Raw genomic sequence first — 19,061 nt, 5'->3', positions numbered from 1 at the left:
AGCCCCGAGCATCGTCTTGCCCTACCTGCGGCCGACGCCGCTCGGGGCGTTGTGCTGCCCGGGAACCCGGTGCTCGGCCTGCTCTCGTTCCGCCTGTCCCCGGCGCGTCGGGCGGGGCGCTGCTGCTGCGGAGCCTGCGGAACTCTGCGGCGCCGCGGCGACCGCCTCCTGGGCCGCTTCCATGGCGCTTGCCAGCAGATCGTCGGGGATCTGTGCCCCCCGCGCCTGGGCTGTGGTCCTGAGCGCTGCGAGGAAAGCCTCCGCGGTCAGCGCGGGCTGCGGAGAAACCGACGGCCCCCCGGCGGGTGCCGCTCCGGCGATGCGGTCAGCGGTGGCCCGGGAGTGCGCGGCGATGGTCTGCAGGACTCCGGCTGCTCGTTCCTCGGCCGGGCTGGTCGCGGCAGCCCGTGCGAAGTCGGCGCGGTCCTGTATCCGTTGAGCCTGAACCGCGAAGGCGTCCGCAGTGACCGCCGGGTTCTGCCCGGCCGTCGGGGCGGGCTGCCGCCGCGGTCCCGCAGCCGCCTGCTCGATCCTCGACGGACCGTCCGTCGGCGTCGGCCGACGCCGACGCGGCAGTCCCGGCCCGGCGGCAGCTTCCTGCTCTCCCGCCGCCTCCGCTTGTCCGCTCGCAGCCGTCGGCGAGGCCGTGGGGGACGCGTCCTCGTGGAGAGCCCAGTCCCTGTGGAATGTGCCCCGTACGTAGGCGAAGCCCTCGCCCGCCAGGTGCTGCGGGACCTCTGCGCCCCGTCCCTGAAGGAAGAGGTCCACGCACTCGTTCGCGCGCCGACCGGCGTCCGCCCGGTTGCCCGGCCGTGTGTTCTCGTGGTTGAGCAGGCTCATCAAGTCCCGTCGGGACAGCCCGCGATCGGGCTGGACGTCGCTTCGAATGGCAGTCCTCACCTCGTCGAACCAGGCAGGGGTCAACGGTTGGTTGACCGGCTGCCATCGCGGCGCGGGACGGTCGGACGCCGGGCTCGCGTCCAGGAGGCTCTCCGCTTCGCCGGGCGTGACCAAGACCTCCCGGACGCCGCCGTCGCCTTGAGGCCCGACGACGCCGAGTTCTTCCATACGGGCCAGCAGCGTGTCGGCCTCGGCCGCCGAGACGCCGTAGTCGTAGCTCAGGTCCAGAGCCAGGGTGTACTGCTTCGCCGCCACCTGCAGCACGACCGCACGGAACCGCTCTGCATCCCCCGCCAGAGTCGCGCCGGCTGGCGCGGCCTCGCTCTCTTCTGCGGAAAGTCCCCCCGGCGCAGGCGCTTGCGATGCGGTCTCCTCGCCCGCGACGGGCATCTGCTCGGCCGCCTCGTCAACTGCGGATTCGTAGCTGCCGAGCGGGGTGCTCACGTCCTCGGGCAGGTGACCGTGGATGTGGGCGATGTGATCTTCGGCAGCGTGGCGCAGGACACGCAGCAGGTTCCACCGCAGGCCGTTCCGGCCGCCGTTCGCGGACAGCCGGTTGATCAACGCTTGGGCACCGGACGAGATGATCTCCAGTGTCCGGACCCACAACGCCCGGCCGGTGCCTAGGGTGGTGCGGTCTGCCATGAAGCGGCCTACTCCGAGCCAGCCGTTGTTGACGGCTTCGCGCGCCGCGGACCAGACGGATGCGATCCGGCGCCACACCGGATGCTGCGCCAGGTCCCCGAGCCGCTCCGAGACCGCACCGTAGAGGCGATCGATCGACCCGACGCTGTTCGACAGCATCACGCGCATGCGGCCCTGTTCGTCCCGGCCCGTGCTGTTCCCCGTGCCTTGGCGCCGGACAGCGAGCCGCTCGGTGAACCAGTGCCAGGCGCGGCCCAGTTGGTCGGCCAGGTCGATGCGCTGGCCAGCGGGCAGCAGCCCGGTCAACCGGTCCGCGCGGGTCGCGGCGGCCCGGTGAAGACCCCATACCGCCCGCCAGCCACGCGAGTCACGCTGGCCCGACCGCTCCAGGCGCCGCGCCAGGTGCATCGCCCCGTGGGAGATGGCCCGCGCCGTGCGGGCTTCGATGGTCCGGTTGACGCCGTGCGCGCGGATGTCGCTCAGCGTCGTCTCCGCGTAGGTCAGCAACGCCTCTCGGACGGTTCCGCGGAGTTGCTGTCCTGCCTGGCCGATCGAGCGGATCATCGTCCATTCAGGGGTGCCCCAGTAGTAGCCTGCCTCGGCCTCGGCGTTGCCCATCGCCGCTTCGAGGGCGGCGGCGTCACCGGCCTCGACCGCCGGATCCTCGGCCGCTGGCAGGATCGGGTCTGCGTCGATGCTGGTGAGGATCCCGGACAGCGCCTGCCGTGTGGCGGCGTACTGTTCCCGCAGCCGCTGTTCGTCCTCGGTGCTGAATCGGGGCCGAGGAATGGGGGCTTGCGCCTCGGCCGGGGGTTCTGCGCCGCGCAAGAGGGCGACTATGTCCTCGAAGTGCCGGTCGAAGTCGTCTTGCCCCGGAACTTCAGGTTCTCCCGTGACTGCTTCGGCCGCAGCCATGCGTTCCTCCTCGATCAGGGCCTCGTACTCCTGGTCCACTTCCATCGCTGCCAGTTCCTCGGCGGACACCGGCTCGTCTTCTTCGTCGGTGCGGCGACGGACGCCCTCCTCGGGGTCCGGCTCCCACTCGTCACTGCTGTAGACGACGCCGTTGACGACCAGGTCATCGCCGATGACGTCCCGGAAGAAGTCGAAGCCGCCGTCGGCGCCCGTTTCGGCCGGTGAAGACGTCTGCGCCTCCTGCGGCTCAGTAGCCAGTCCGGATTCCGGGGTGCTCTCCTCCTGCGCCGTCGGCAGCTCGGCCACCACGGCGGTCAACTCCGGCTCGGCCGGATCGGCCGAAGCCGGTTCCGGTCCCGCGGTTGCGATGGAGGCGTCGGCCTCCCGAAGCGGTGCGGACTGCGCGCTCGGCGGTTCCTGACCGGAATCTTGCGCTGCCGCCGAAGCGGTTTCGGGGCCCGTGGGAGCGCCGCGATGTTCGGCCAGACGCGTCTCCTTGAAGCGGGAGAGCAGCCTGGCCCCGTCGTGTTCGCTGTCGAGCAGCGCCTGCACGTCCGGGGTGGCTTCCAGACGGGCCAGCTGTTCCTGTGCCTGCGTGTACACCGCGAGGAGCAGGTGTCGATCTTCCTCGGACGCGAACGCCGTACGTGTTGCCAGCGAGCGCCCGGCTTCGGCGACGGTCGCGTGCAGGTCTCGGCAGGCGCTGAGCAGATCGTCAGCCCAGGAGTGGGTGGTGTCGGCCGAGAGGATCGCGCCGAGGAAGGCCGTCTGGATACGAGCCGCTTCGTTGGCATCCGTGACCCCGGTTTCTTCCTGCAGTTCCCGGGCTTCGGACAACAGCAGCCGGCCCGTGGCCGAGTTGGCCCAGGCGTCGTAGGTGCGTTCCGTGGCATACAGATCGTCGAGGAAGTCGCCCTGGTTCTCGTACGGCAGGTGCTGGGGCACGGTGTTGGCGCCGGGTGCCGGGCCGGCGGCCTCGGCCGCCACAGGCACATCGGGCTGGTGCCCGTCGGCGCGTGGAGCCGCTTCAGGCGCGGTGGCGGAATCCGGCTCGGTGGTTGGTGGTCCAGCAACGGGGGGCTCCTCCGGCACGGGCTCCGCCGCCGTGAGCGTGTCGCGCGCTGTCGCTGAGGCTGCGGGCGCGGGCGCGAGGGGGCGTGGTGCGTCTGCCGGGAGGTCGACGAGCCCGGCCAGCGACTGCGGAAGGAGAAGAGGCTCGACATGGTCGTCGGGGTAGCCGCCGGATTCCCATGTGTACGGACGCAAGTCATCCGGCCCGACGACGAGGTCCCCGACGACGAACACTTCGGTGTCTGCGCTGACGACGGGACGCTCTCGCACGATGAACGGCAGCCGTTCCTCGGACACGCCGGTGATGCAGTCACCCGGTGTGAGCTCACTGAGGCGGCAGGCGCCTTTGAACCGGTCGGGCAGTACTGTCCTGAGCGCGGTCACCCGCTCCAACGTGGCGATCTCGGCAAAGGAGTCCTCCATGCCGCCGAAGTCGATCGGCAGCATCTGCCCCTGTTCCCAGTTCTCGGCGGCCCGGTTCCGTGCGATTCGTTCGTCCGCGGTACCCGTGAGGTGAGCTTCCAAGGCCTCCTTGATCATTTTCGCCTTGGTGTCGACGAGGATGCGCCACAGTTCCTTGTCGGCTGCCTTCCAGCTGCCCGACTCACCGATGACCTCGAAGCCCAGCTCACTGCGGGACATGGCGTTCCCGGTCCGCCATGCTGCCGCCACCAGCTGACGCCGTTCCGGCGGCAGAGCCGGACGGAGCCACACAATGGCCTTGGCCAGGGTCAGCCGACCGGCGCGGATCGTCGCCACGGCGTCGTCAGAGGTCTTGACCTCGATCTCGATGGAGCCGCTTCGGGAGTAGGCACTGGCAAATTCGTTGCCTGCCTCGTTGTAACCAGGCTCCGACGGCAGGCGAATCCAGCTCTCGTACAGTTGCGGGGTCGCCCTCCTTTTCTGGTCCATTTCGAAGATCAGTTTGCCGAAGTCCCACGGGCTGATCTTGCCCAGCGCCTCGGCGATGTCCCGGTTATCCAAGGGCTCGGGGGTGCGCTCCTCCTGCTCGGCGGGGGCCGGAGGCTCGCCGGTGTTCTCGGCGGCCTCGGGGACGGGCGCCTTGTCGTCCTCGGCCTGGAGCTCCGCAGCCGGCTGCTCTCCGTGGGCGGCGATGAGGCCGCGGAGGCGGGCGTACTGTTCGGTGACCGCCGAGTTGAGCAACTCGGCGATGCGTTCGCGGGCCCGGTCCACCTGTACCTTGACCGGGGCCAGAGCCGCGTCGACGTTCGGCCACACCTGCTGCCCGTCGGGGCTGTACGAGGTGCCAGCGAGCCCCATGACCTGCTCCAGCGCGTCCCGTGCGGCGGCGGCCCTGACATTGCGGCTGCGCGCTGCGCGCTCGATGTCGTCCACGGCCTCCAGGCAGAGGATCAGGGCCTGGCGAACCAGCGGGTCGGTGAGTTCCGGCAGGCGATGCGCTTCAGCGAGCTGGGTGTCGAGTTCGGTCAGCTGGTCCGGGTCGTCAGCGCGGGCCTGGATCAGGGTCTCGAAGTCGTTGAAGGCCTCAGTGGCGAGCTGGTCGATCTGGGCGCGCAGTTGTTGCGCGGCCTGGGTCACCAGGGTGCTCAGTGCGGAGTCGGGCTGCGGGAGTTCGTGCTGGGTGTGCCGGAGGTTCTCCTCGAACTGGGCCCAGGGGTTGTCCTGTTCCCAGATGTCGCGGACCTGGTTGTCGCCGAGAGCCTCGCGCAGTTCGCGGGCGAGGTTGGGGATCTCGTTCTTCTGTCCACGGCGGATTCCTGCCGTACCGCGCTTTTTGATCTTTTGGTCGTCCCAGGGCAAGGGCGCGACGCCCGGTTCGGCATCCTGTGCGGCAGGGGCGGTTGTCTGCTCGTCAGCGGGCGGGTCGTCCGCCTGGCCGGCGAACATGGATGGCTGGTCGGCGCCGTTGAGTGGTTCGCCCGGGTCCTGCAAGGTAGGGGCGGTCTGCTCGGGCTGCCCCTGGGCACCGGGATCCATCTGGGCGGTCTGGGCGGTTGCCTCCGTCGTGGTTTCGGTGTCGTCGGTCGGCTCAGGGTCGGCAGACTCCGCGGAGGCGGCAGTGGCCTGGCGGACCGACGCGGCGGGCTCGGTGTCTGCCGCCTCGCTGATCGCGCGCTCGGGCTGCTCTTCGGGGACGGAGTCGGGCGTCAGGTTCTCCGTGGCCTCTGGGGACGTTGGAGGCAGGGGCGGTTCGGGGACGGCGGTCTCGTCAGCGACGGGGGCGGGGGCGGCCTGCTCGGGTGCCGGGGTGGCAGTGATCTCGGTGGGGAGGGTGTCCGCGAGAGTGCCGATGGAGTGGATCCAGCCGAGGGAGCCGATGTCGAGGCGTTTCCTGGCCCGGGTCACCGTCACGTAGGCCAGGCGCAGCTTGTCCTGTGCGGGCAGGATGAGTTCGCCGGTCTTGGTGTCTTCCTTGGGCTGGGGGAAGTCGCTCCAGATCTGGACCTGGTCCCATTCGCGGCCCTTGGACTTGTGGGCGGTGGAGACGACCAGTTCGGGGCGGGTTTCCTCGTCGCGTGCTTCCTCCGGGACCAGGTCGCGGATCATGTTGATCAGGCCCTGGGGTGTGTAGCGGTCGACGAGCCGTACGAACGTCTGCAGGGTGGTCGCGTCCTCGTCGGATTCGGCGTACTCCTGGACCTCGTTCCAGTTCTCGAAGGCCGACAGTTCGGGGTGCTTGGTGCGGCGGCCCTGCTGGAGATCTCGGGCGGCCCGGGCGATGTCTTCGATGTCCCTGCCGCCGCCGACGAGTGCCACGCGCTTGCCTGCCTCGAACCCGGCGAAGACGGCGGAGATGGCGCCGACGTTGGTGTGGGTCAAAATCGCATCGGGCTCTTCGACGGTTCCCAGGACAGTGTCGAGTGTGGGTGCGCCTTCCAGCCGGAGGTCGGATTCGAGGAGAGCGAGGTATGCGTTGCCCACCTCGGCGACAGCGGGGCCGAACCGCCAACTCTGTGTCAAGGGCAGGACCACGTCGGCCGGCCAGTCCTGCAGCGCATCGACGGCACCGCGGAATTCGTAGATCGCCTGATTGCTGTCGCCGACGACGATGATCTGGGCGTCCTGGTCCTGGATCACCTTCTTCAGCACGGGATTGATGTCCTGGGCCTCGTCGAAGAAGATCGTGTCGAAGTTCAGGCGCGGGTCTGACAGGGCCCAGATCTTGAGATAGTCGTCGTGGTCGAAGAAGATCTTGTTGCTGTTCGGATCCGCGATGTCCGCCCAGGCCCGGCGGGCGTACTCCAGCAGCGTGCGCGCGGCGGGGACGTGCGCCCACTTCTCCCCGAGGTGCTGGCGCCCGAGTTCGGCATCAGCGCTCTGCCGATAGCGGCGGAGCGCCCCCATGACGATCTTGGCGATCTCCTCGGGCCCGACGTGCTGGAGGTTGCCGTCGCGGTCGCCAACCCGTATCTCAGCAGTGATGCCCAGCGCAGCCGCGACGTCTTTGGGACGCCGGGCACCGCTGTTGCGCGAGCCGGCGATGGACACCTTGTGTCGGTAGGGGGTGTTGCGCAGATCCTGCAGAGCGAAGGAGTGGCTGGTCCGGGCGGTGACGTTGCGACCGAACCTCTGGCTCGCTTCGTCAGCGATGGACCGGTTGAAGGCGATGTAGCCGATGCGCCGCTCCAGCATCTGCGCAGCGATCATCACCAACGTTGAGGTCTTCCCGGTGCCCGCGAGCGCCTGCACGGCAACGTGCTTGCCCTCGACGGCCGCATCGATGATCGCCTGCTGCTGAGCGGTTGGCGGGTACTTCCCGCTGGCCACGGCCGCGACCGCGCCCTCTTGGGCGTCCCGGGCCGCGAGGAAGGCCCGGACTTCCTCCAGGACCTGTTCTTTCTGCCCGCGCATGCCGTTGTAGCGCCAACGGCCCTTCTCGTACTTGAAGTTCCGATCCCGCTTCAACAGCTCGCGAAGGCCGTCTTCCGTGGGGGCGCCTGTCGTGCCCGTGACGTAGGTACCGGTCCTGTCGCTGACGATCTTGATTCGGCTCGTCCAGGGTCCTTCGGCCGCCGTCTCCGGCTCGGTCGCCGTCACGCTCTCCTCCTGTTGCTCGTCAGCCGGGGACATCGGCGTAGGTTCCGGCGCCGGAGCCGGTGCGGCATTCCCTCCTTGTGCGGGGCTGCTGGGGCCGACGTGACCGATGGCGACGCGGTCGCCGAGGGCGCCGATCAGCTCTTGCAGAGCCGCAGCCCCTGGCTCGGGCTGGTCGGGGTGCTGCTGGGTATCCCCAGCGGCTGCGCCTGTGGAGGGGGTGTTGGGGGCGGGGAGGGCCAGCCGTCCCAGGGCCTGCGCATAGGGGAGCTGGACGAGTTCCTCCACCTGCTTCCAGGTCAGGTCGCCCTGAAGTGGCAGCAGCCGGGCGTTGGTCCGGTGAAACAGGTCACGGGGGAACACCGTGTACCCCGTCTTGGAGGCGAGTGCGAGTTTGCTCTCCGGGGCGATCAGGACACCGTGCAGCAAGTCGCCGTACCGCCTGTCTTCCTCAGCGGCCTGAAGCAGGATCACGGCGTCGGGGATCACGCCGTTGGGGAACGTGAGGGTGGCCACGACCGCGAACTGGATCTCCGCGTCGTTCGGGGGGCGTTCGTCGTAGCGGGGCAGCGTACGAAGGTGCTCCTGGGTGAGTGGCTCGGCGGCGCTACTCAACAGCTGCTGAGCGTCGCTGAGTTCGGGCGCGGCCGGAGCGACCTGCTGGGAGGCAGGAGAGGTTGTCTGTTCCGGGTCGGCGGCCACCACCGCAGCGGTCTGTTCGTCGGCCGGGGCTGCCTGCTCTTCAGAGGCGGGGCTCTCGGTCGGTGCGAGCGCCTCCGGCGTGTGCCTGTTGCCTTCGTCTGCGCCGGTCATGGGAAGGCGGCGCACTGCCTCGTTGTACGGCATCGCGGCCAGGGCTTCGGCTTCTGCCCAGGGGATCGGGCGGGCGAGCGGCAGTACGCGGGAGCCAGGCAAGGACAGCAGGTCTTCAGGGACCCAGCGGCCATCCACGCTGCTGACGACGTGATCGTTTGCCGGCACGATCTGCGCCCCGTACACGAGGAGATCGTCGCCGTCGTCCTCCACTTGTTGCAGCAGCAGGAGCACGTCGCGAACCTGCCCGTCCCGGAAGGGCAGTGTCGCCAGGACGGCGAGACGGACGTCCTCACCGGGGCGGTGCTCGGGACCGAGGGGCAGTGAGTGCAGGTGTTCTTCGGTCAGGGAGGACCCGGTGGGTGTACCGGTCGAGGCCTCACTGACGGCCTGTGCCGAGGGTTCGGCGGCGCTACTGTCGCGCGGAGCAGTGTTCTGTTGACTCTTGCTCGCGGCAGATGGTGTCGCCGATTCGGCCGTCGCCGCGCCAGCTTGGCGGGCCACGCCTGCTTCGGCGGGCTGATCGGTCGGCGCTGCGGCCACGGCTGCGTACACCTGCTCGAAGGCGCCTTCCGCGTAGTGCTCCTCCACTCCCTGGCGGTCGTGGCGGAACCAGTCCCGGAACCTGTCACCTCCTGCGCCCGTTGCCGACAGATCGGCGGCGCCGAGCCAGGCCATGAACAACTGACGGGCTTCCTCGCGGGGCCGCCCGTCCACAAGCAGCGCCCGCAGATGGTCATCGGCGACGGCCGCTCGCACAGCCCGTTCCTGGGCGTCGTCGCGCATCGCGGCGGACCAACGGGCGCTCTCGGCCTGGAACTCGGCTCGCTTCCGCTCGCGTTCGCTCGCGCCGTCAGCGGGGGAAGCCGCCGGCTGCTCATCGGGGACGAGCGGGCCTGGCTCCTGCGGGACGGGGGCTGCGGCTTGTACACGCAGCTGCCGGTGTGCGCGCGGGCCTGCCAGATCGAGGACCTGGCGGCGTCCGTCCTCCTTGAGGTAGGTCCACAGCAGGTGTTCCGAGCCGCCATCCGTGATCAGTTCGTCGGCGGCGGTCGCGAAGACAGCGAGGAAGTCGGCCTGTTCGTTGGCGTGCGCGGCCTGGACCAGAGCGGGGTTCTCGCTCGCCGTGTTCACCAGCCAGGCCGCGACGTCCTCGGGGTCGGGGGCCATGGAGTCGCGCAGCAGATCGCGGACCGTCCGCTGGATCACCGTGCGTACGGTGGGAGCGTTCCAGGCCGGTGCTACCGGGCTGTCGGGCAGGTGCTCGCTGAGCCAGGCGTCGACCTCCTCGTCGGACACGAGTGAGTCGGAGAGTTTCGCCGGTCGTTTCAGGAGGGGCAGCGCGGCATGCGCGGGCAGCGTCAGGCCTGGTATGTCGGCGCCGCGCAGGTCGGGAACCTCTTGGGCGGCGCCGGTGCGCTCGGCGGGGATGGAGACGTTGACCAGCAGGTGTCCCGCGGCGCTCCTGGCCGCCACGGTGATCTCGATGCGCCGCTGCTGCACCGCTGTCGGCTCGTACCCAGCCGTCTGGCCGGTCGGCACGGAGGCCTGCTCGTCCTCGCGCACGTCGGAATGACGGGGGCTGTCCGGTGTGGGGGCGGGCTCCTGTCCGACCGGTTCCGAGCGTTCGCCCTCGGTCTGTGCTGCCGGGAGCGCGGGAGTCCCGAAGATCTGCTGCCAGTCCTCTCCCTGCTGGGCGGTCGCGGTGATGCGCGAGGCCAGCTGCACGGCGTACTGCTTCATCGTGCGGAAATGGCCCATCACCACGGGGGCCCGGTAGCGCTCCTCCTCCAGATTCTGGGCGAGGACCAGGACGGCGCGGGCGAGCTTCGTGCAGCGCTCGACCACAGTGCCGGCCGGATGCGTGAACGGATCACTCACGCGCCCCACTGGCCCGTCGCACAGCTCCTCCATGGCCAGCCAGACCGCCTGGCCGTCCGGTCGGGTCTGCACTCCTTGGTCGGTGAGGCCCCGTCCGATCAGACGTCGGCCCGCAGGGGTGTCTTTCAGCCCTGACAGCGCGCCGTACATCTCCCAGAAGTCGTGCTGGGCATCCTCCTTCGACGTGTACGGCTGGCCAACGGGGATGACGATCTCGGGAGCCGTGTCCTGCTCGGGCTCCTCGACCATGCGGAACCGGCGTCCCATGCGGGTCAGCTCGTCGGTGAGATTCCGTACGTGGAGGTCCCGCGTGGGCCGGCTCATATTGCGCCGCAGGTACCAGAATCCCTGGTTGCGGCTCCACCGGAACTTGTGGCGGTCCAGAGCAGCACGCACGGGCGCGTCGGAGTCCTCGCTGGTGGTGCCGCGGACCACGGTGCCCCGGTAGTGGTGCTCGATCTCCAGGGCGGTGTCGGTGAGCGGAGGGGTCTGTTGCGGCTCGGGGGCGGGGACATGTTCGGCGTCGAGCCGCCGACGGCGCTGGGCAACGCCTGCCTGCACGGCCGCGACGGTCTCCGGGCGCTCGGTGGAGGCCCGGCAGGCGACCGCGTGTTCGTAGGAATAGCGGACGAGGTCGCCCAGCCGCTTGGCGTCGTCGGGGTGCCGGTAGTCGCTGGAGCGCAGGCTCAGCACCAGGTCGTACGCTGCGTGCGCCATCGCCGTCACGTGCCGGTTGACCTCGTCCAGGGTCTCGGCGGCGAGCGTGACGAAATCGGCGGCATACCGGGTGTCCCGGGCAGCGTCGAGGGCCTCGCGGGCGGCCGACCCTTCAGGCGTGCTGTCGAGCAGCGCCTTGGCGGTATCGGTCGCCATCCACCTGTTCCACGCGGATTCCGCCTTGTTGGCGCCTCCGACGAAGTCGTCGGCCGCCTCGTACGGAGTCTCCTCCATGCCCAGCTCGTGGGCCGCCAGGCGCTGGTGGTGCTGGAAGGCCTTGCGCGCCAGGTCGCGCAGCGCGTACCGGCTGACTCCGTCCTCGGCCTCCTGCGCGGCACCGAGGGCGTAGGAGGTGACCTCCATCCAGTCAGTCAGGGCTGAGGCGACCGTGTCGTGCGGCCGGCGCAGCATGAGCATGGTTCCGCGCAGCTGGTCCGAGTACGGCCCGCCGTGGTCGTCGTAGGCGTGCGGCCACTTCGGGAAGCTGTCGAAGATGTCAGACAGAGCACGGGCGATTTCGGCGCTGTCCTGGTACCAGGGAGCTGTCAGCCGGAGGGGGTCGATGTGGTCGAGGACGGCGGTGTGGTCGTCGTCGAGGTCGGATGCGTCCAGGAGCAGGTCGGCGAGGTCGCTTCGTCGTGCCTGCATGCGCGCTAGGTGGCGCTCCGTGTACTGGGCGGCCTTCTGAGCAGCCGCCCTCACGTCGTGACGGGGGTCGTCAGCGAGCTGTACAGCGGTTTCGGCGAGGCGGTCGTACAGGCTGAACACGTCGGCGGGCGTGCTCGGTTCACTCCCGGTGATCGCCGCGACCGCCGCGACCGCCGCGTGGCGTGCCGGTTTCGGGCCCGGGTGGTCGCCCTCGTGTTGCGCGAGGACGTCCCGGAGCTGCTCGGCGGCCATAGCAACGTAGTGCCGTCCACCGACCAGTTCCGCAGCGTGCGCGTAGCCTTCGAGGACGATCGCCAGATTCGCCACCTGGGGCAGCGCCGAGCCGAGGCCCTCGCCCCCCGCACCGGCCAGCGGGGCGAAGGCTGCGGCCACGGGAGTCTCGGTCCGCGGATCGGTTGTCGACTCCGGCTCCGGCGAGGGGACGGTGCTCGTCGCCGGCTGCGGTGCTGGTGTGGTCGTCGCGGCGGACGCCGGTGCAGGGGTGGCCGGTTGGCCTGTAGCGAGCTGAACGGAGAACCGGACGCCGCCGGGGCCGGAGACCGCGAGTCCGTCTTCGGTCTCTTCCAGGTCCGTACCGTCGGCGGCAAGTTGCGCCAGGCCGGCCGCGAGGTCACGGCCGCTGACCGGGCCCGCGGAGAGGCCCCGGGGCCCGGCGACGGTGTACTGGTCCCACGGGAGGATGCCGGGGATGAATTCCACGGCGTCTTCGTCGAGCGTGAGAGGCTCCGGGGAGCGGACCCACTGCTGGTAGGCGTCGCTGCTGCGGTCCTCGACGGTGCTGCGGTACCGGGATGCGTGGTCGCGCAGGCCCGTGTAGATCTCCCAGTTGCCCTCGGTGCTCCTTCCGTCTTCCCGCTCCCACTGTTCGATCACGGCACGGCATTGGTTGGCGAAGTGCTGGAGGTGCGACCACTCAGGTACGGACTCCAGGCCGAGCAGGCGGGCGATCCGGGCCGTCCGGCTGGCACCTATCGCGGCTTCGGCGGCGACCCTCAGTGCATCCGCCAGGTCACCAGGGTCCAGGCTGCGCAGACGCCGAGCATGGTCCGCCGCCCATACGAGGTAGTCGGCCAGCGCCGCTTGTTCCACCGCCCAGTACTCGCTCCGGTCGGTATAGGGAGTGTCCGGTACGTGCCCGGGTCGCTGGGCGGTCGCGTGTGGTGTCGTCGCCGGGACAGGCTCCGGTTCGGCTGCGGAGTCGGAGGTTTCCTGTACGGTCCGGGCGCTGTCCGCCGTAGGCGCGCTGTCGTGAAGACCGTCTCCTACGGTCGGCGGGTTCGCGGCCGGCTCGGCTGCGGACGCGGAGGCCAGCTCATCTGATGCCTCTTGGGCTGCGCGGGCTCGGGACGGCGGTGGGGCATCAACCAGTTCGGCTGCGGCCGCGGTTTCCTGCGGTGCTCGGCCCGGCTGGGGACGGTCGGCCGTGTCCGGATGAGCCCATGGCGCGATCTCATAGAAGCCCACCCGCATCGCCTGCCGAAAGGCGGTTTCGTCACCATCGCCTGCCAGGGCGGCCTTCAACGACCTAGCTCGGCTTTCGAGTTGGTCGGTCAACCAGGCATCGAACAGGTCACCGGCCTGGCTGCCGCTGGTGCGCAGAGCACGCTGGGCGTCCTGAAGGAGCTGGTCGATGGCTGCCTCGTACGCCTGGGCTACGCTGGCAGGGAATTCCTCGGTGAGCGGTGTGACCTTCACCGACCCGATGGGCCCGGTGATCACGACCGCGCCTGTGGCGTCCGGTTCGATCGCGACGTCCGACCCGTCATGGCCGAGCTGTTGAACCATGTCGTTGAGGAACGTGCCGCGCGAGTCACTGAGGGTCCCGCCGAGCATGGTGTGCTGATACCAGCGGTCCGGATCGAACGGTCGGCCCGCGTTGGGCGAAGCGGCGCCGGGCGCCGGTTGAGCTGAGAAGGAAGGATTCGCTGGTGCTGTGGTCGGCCGTACAGAGCGCCGTCGGCCTTCCAGCGGAGCAACGTAAGTGATGTGCTCGCGGGCGGAGCGGGCCACCTGCTCGGTGAGGTCCCTCATCGCGCGACCGGTCGCGTTGGGCCTGAAGCGTGGGGAGTCCAGGTGGGCCAGGAAGTCCTCGCAGGCGCGAGCAAGACCATGGAAGAGATCCAGGGCCCACGGATCGCCGCCAGGTACAGGGGTCTCGTCGGCGGAGTCACGCGCATGGCGTATTGCCTCGGCCAGCGCAAGCCCTGACTGCTCCATCTGTCCGGCCAGTTCCTGGCTCTGGCCGGACATCCCCTCGACGACGTCCAAGTTCTGCCAGGCGGCGAAGTCCGCCAAGACGGCGTCTTCACCCGCAACGGCGGCAGCCTCATCCGGATACGGCCACGGGGCCGAGGCAACATGGCCAGGCCCTCCGCCCGCCCCGGCCGCAGCGTGTTCCGTCGTACCGGCATCCGAGCCGGCGGGCGCGGCATCGGGCATGGCCCGGGCACGCGTGCCGTCGGCCAACGCGTCCAGGAATCCGCGGGTGGTATCGCTCAGGTCGTCGGGCTTGAGAGTCCCCGGATCGACCTCCACCCAGCCGTCGGTAGAGCCGCCCGCCATGACCATGGCGTCGTGGACCGCTGCGTCGACCAACTCGGCGCCGGGTTCGGTGACCCCCGCGTCGTGGACTTCCGGCTCGCTCGCCTCCGCGGCTCCCTGCACGCCGAGGGCTTTGGTCAGCTTGCGGTGCTGGGCCTCGATCTTGTCGAGTTCGGCTTGCTGCGGGAAGGCCTTGCCTACCAGCTCCTTGGCCCGCGCGATGTTCGCCTCGATCCGCGCGATGTGCTGCTCTGCCTTGGCGTGAACGGTCTCCAAGCCGTCCAGGGCGTTTTCCAGCTTCCGGATGAGGCCGACGCGGTCTTGTTTGGCCAGGCCGCTCGCCGACAGCCAGACGGTGTCGACGGGAGCGTCCTGGAAGGACACCCCCACGATCAGGCCCTCGAAGCTGCGCTCTACGAGAGCGTGGACCGGGATGCCGCCGAGTTCCCCGACGGCGGCGTCCTGTGGTCGGCCGCCGGTGTTGACCGAGGAGCGGACCAGCCGTTCAAGTCGCTGGGCCAGCGCCTCGCCGGCCTCCCGGCGCTCGTCGTAGGCGCGGCCCTCGACCGTCATCGTGAAGGCGTCGCCCCGGGTGGCGGTGCGCCGCTCCATGGCGGCCCGGGCCTCCTGCATGTGAGCCGTGAGGTCCTGGACACGCCGTCGCCCCTGCTCGCCAGTGACTTCGTAGGCGAATTGCTCGTCGTGCCACATCTGCTGGTCGAGGCGCAGTTTGGCGAGCATGCCTTCGACGCGCTCCAGCTCTTCCAGCTCTGGCTTGTCCGCAGCGACGGCGAACATCACGCCGGCGGGGATGCGTCCGTCGTCGCCGTCCTCGGCGGCTTCCAGGATGCGGCTGGTGTCGTTGATGTCGAGGATGGCCTCGGCGAATTGCTGCTTGGTGGCGACCTTCTGCCACAGGAACGGGTCGTAGGACTTCTTGGTGATGATCGCGGTGTGGTGGATTGCCGTGTTCTGGTTGCCCTGGCGTTTGCCTCGCCCCAGGCTCTGGATGATCGGTGTGGCCTTCCAGGTGGGGTCGATCTGCATCACGTGGATGACGCGTTTTTGCAGGTTGCGGCCGGTCCCCAGGCCGGAGCGGCTGCCGACCAGCACGGCGATGCGCCCCTCGCGGGCGTCCTTGTCGAGCCGGGCCTTCTGCTGCGGGTTTTTCGCCTCTTGGTCGAAGCGGATGAGGCTGCCCGGCATGCCGCGAGCGGTCAGTGCCTCGCGTAGCGCCTCGTAGAACACGAACTCCTTGTCCGGGCCGGGCACGCCGAGGTCGCAGAAGGCGAGTTGCAGGCTGCCGCGGTTGGACTCTTCGTTGCCGTCGTCGTCGTAGTAGACGTCGTCCTTGTGCAGCTGCCAGAGACGGAACAGCTCGTCAGCGGCGACGTCGACCTTCTGGGCTTCGTCGGTGCTCTTGTTGACCAGCCGTACGTCGAGCGAGGCCAGGCGCCCGTCCGTGGAAATCCACAGGGTGTTGTCCTCGACCAGCTTGCCCTTGCGGTTGTACTTCAGGTCCGGGCTGCCGAGGCGGATGCCCATCATCCGCTTGCCCAGCGACTGCATGTGCTGGCGCAGTTCCGGAGAGGCTTCGGCCTCCAGGATCCGCATCTCGCCGCCGATGATGGCGGGTTCCCCGAGCTGGAGATCGCGCTTGAGTTTGACGTCAGCGACCGTGAACAAGACGCGTTTGAGTTCGGTCTGGTTGACGTAGCGGGCGTAACGGGCGCGAGTGGAGAAGGAGTTGCCGTCCGGGCTCATCTCGACCCGGTTGACGGGCTGAATGTAGGTGGAGACGAACTGGTCGTCCTCCTCGATGCCCCATTCGTCGCGTAGCAGGTCAGGGGCGAGGTATTTGATGGCGGTCAGGATCTCCATCGGGGAGTTGTCCACCGGCGTGGCGGTGGCATGGGTCGTCACCCGCCCGCCATAGTTCTTGCGCAGGTAGGACAGCTTCATGTCCATGTCCGCGGTGATCTGGTTGCCTTCGAGGGCGAGTTCGCGGATGGAGGAGATCACCCGGAGGTTCTTCAGGGTGTGCGCTTCGTCGTAGAAGATGTACGTCGAGCCGGTCCGCTCGAACTCCACGCCCGAGTCGCCTGGCGTCTTGAGTTCGTCCTCGATCCGCCCCTTCAGCGTGGCGATCTGGTTCTCGATGTCCTTGACGGTGTACTTGTCGTCGCCATCGGCGTTGTCGAGGTGCGCCTCCAGGCGCTTGACCTCCCGGTTGATGTAGTCCAGGCGGGCCGCTTTGGACATCGGGATCTTCTTAAACGCAGTGTGGCTGATGATGACCGCGTCCCAGTTGCCGGTTGACCAGCGGGCGACGAACTTGTGCCGGCGTTCTCCGGTGAGGTCGGAGGAGTCGGCCACCAGGATCCGGGCCCGCGGGTAGGCCTGGAGGAACTCGCGCTGGAACTGGCCCAACACCCCCTTGGGCACGGCGTAGACCGGCTTCTTGGCGAGGCCGAGGCGGGTCAGTTCCATCCCGCCGACGATCATTTCGAGGGTCTTGCCTGCACCGGTGCCGTGGTAGAGCCCGACACCGTGCTTGGAGGCGCGGATCCGGGCGACCGCGGCCTTCTGGTGGGGGTGCAGGGTGTAGGCCTTGGACAGTCCTGGGGCCGTGATCTGCACGCCGTTGTAGGTCGGGGGGACGATGGCGTTGTAGCGGTCGTTGTAGTACCGCAGCAGGGTCTCGGCCCGGTCGGGGTCTTCCCACAGCCACATCCGGAAGCGGTCGTCCAGCTGCTTGGACTTCGCCAGGGCGAACGCCGTCGCCTGCCGGTCTGTCACCACCTGCCCGTCGGGCGGTATTTTCCTGGTGACCAGAATTTCCTGGTTGTTGAGCAGGTTGCTGGCAAGGGCTTGGGCGGAGCGGGCCTGGGTCCCCCAGACGGTGCGGGCCAGCAGGCTTGCGGTGTCTCCGCCTTTGACGCTCCAGCGGGCGCCGAGGTTGCTGACCTTGATGTCGTCGTCTTCCAGGATCTCGCGCAGGAACTGCTGCACGTACTTGGCGCCGACCCAGGCGGCGCCGAGCCGGCTCTGGATCTCTGCGGGTTGCAGGTCGCGGGGGATCACCTCGCGCAGGGCCTCGACGTTGACGGCGAACGCGGAGTCCTTGGTCGCGGCGTTCTCGGCCGCGGCGAGCTTGCGGCGGACGTTGCCCGAGAGGTACTCCATGCGGCGCACCAGACCGCCGGCCGGATCGTCGTAGACGAGGGTGCCCAGCGCCTCACGTGCCGCCTGCTCGCTGTCCAGGCCAAGCAGGGCGGCCACGACGTCGAGGCGGATCTCGTTGTGCTGGTCCCAGCAGATCAGTGCCGCGTCTTCCGGGCTGTCCGCCCGGGTCAGCGGCTCGGGCGGGGCAACGACCCGCTTGGCGAACAGGTCGGCCTTCGTCGCGCTCTGGTGGTCCTCGTCGAACTTCTCCAGCGCGAAGACGTACGGGGCGAAGGGGTCGTTGCGGAACCCGCCCATGCGCGGGTAGGTCCGGCGCTCGGCCGCGTTGTCGTCCTGTGCGGCTTCGCCGGAAGGAGGGTTGTTGACCTTGAAGCGGTTGATCGGGCCGAACCGTGCCACGTACGCGTCGTAGCGGCGGTTGAGTTCGGCCCGCAGCTGCGTCATGCGCGGGGTGATGAGGTGGTGCTCGGACTCCTCGTCCAGCAGGGCTACGGCGATATCGCGCAGGCCGATCAGCTCGCGCAGTTCCCTGGCCTGCGTCTTTGCAGGTACGTGCGGGACGGGCCGGCCGTTGCGGATCTCGGTGAAGGTGCCCTCGGGCCCGAGTTCCAGCAGCCCGTCGTACTTTTCCAGCGCCCCGTGGAAGACCATCCGCTCGGTGAAAGTGCGGCCCGTCTCCTGGGCACGCTGAGCCACCTGGTCCAAGGCGGCGGCGAGGGCGGTGTCCACCTGCTGGTCTGCTTGCACGACGAGATCGGGACCGTGCCGCGCGATGTCGGCCTTGGGTGTGCCGAGCACCATCTCCGGGTGCTGCACGAAGTAGTTGTTGATCTCGATGGGCTGCGGTGCCACGCCCGGCCGGGAGCCGGGCAGGACGGTCGGCTCGATGGCCAGCCAGTCGGCATCGGCGGCGGGCTCTGACTCGGCGCGGCGCCGGAAGACGAGCATGTCGGTCACGACCGGCGTGCCGGCGGCCTCCTGGTGGGCGCCGCTGGGCAGGCGGACCGCGCCGAGGAGGTCACCGAGGGCGGCCATCCGCTCCCGGGCCTCCTTGTGGGTCTGGTCGGTGCCGTCGAGGGTGTAGCGGCTGGTGATCAGGACGACGATGCCGCCGGGCCGGGTGAACTCCAGGCTCTTGAGGATGAAGTGGTTGTGGATCGAGTGGCGCCGGCCAGGGTTGTACTTCCGGTCGGTGACCTTGTACTTGCCGAACGGGACATTGCCGACGACGACGTCGAAGTCCTCTTCGGGTGGGCGCGTGTCGGCGAAGGACTCGGTGAGGATCTGCGCGTTCGGATAAAGAGCGCGGGCGACGGCGGCGGTGATGGGGTCGACCTCGACGCCGACGATCTCGGCATCGGCGGGGGCATCGGCGAGGAAGCGTCCGGCGCCCACGCCGGGCTCCAACACCCGCAGTTGTGCTCCGGCCGGCACGCCGAATCGCCGCAAGGCCTGCCAGACGACGCGGGCGTAGGCAGGATCGGTGTAGTGGGCGTTCAGGGTCGAGGAGCGGGCCTTGGCGTACTCGTCTTCCGACAGGATGTCCCGCAGATGGGCGCGTTCGGCCGCGAACGTGGCGGAGAACTTCTTCCGCTCGTCAAACAGGTACGGAGTGGCGCCCCAGCCCGTCCACTGCTGGAGCACCTGCCGCTCGGCATCGGTGGTCGGCCGGTTCTCCGCCCGCAGGCGGAGAACGACGTGCACGG

General features: G+C 69.2%; 1 protein-coding gene. It reads right to left on the bottom strand.

The window, feature by feature from the left end; genetic code table 11:
* Window positions 1–21: 21 nt before the first annotated feature.
* On the bottom strand, window positions 22–19,059 hold the full coding sequence (locus tag IO36_RS14950) for a UvrD-helicase domain-containing protein (RefSeq protein WP_037620140.1): 19,038 nt from the start codon (window positions 19,057–19,059) through the stop codon (window positions 22–24).
* Between the last annotated feature and the right edge of the window lie 2 nt (window positions 19,060–19,061).

This window comes from Streptomyces aureus (genome assembly GCF_000725495.1).
Lineage (GTDB): Bacteria > Actinomycetota > Actinomycetes > Streptomycetales > Streptomycetaceae > Streptomyces > Streptomyces aureus_B.
Note: the sequence above shows the minus strand (reverse complement) of the source record. Positions and strands in the feature narration are given on the sequence as shown.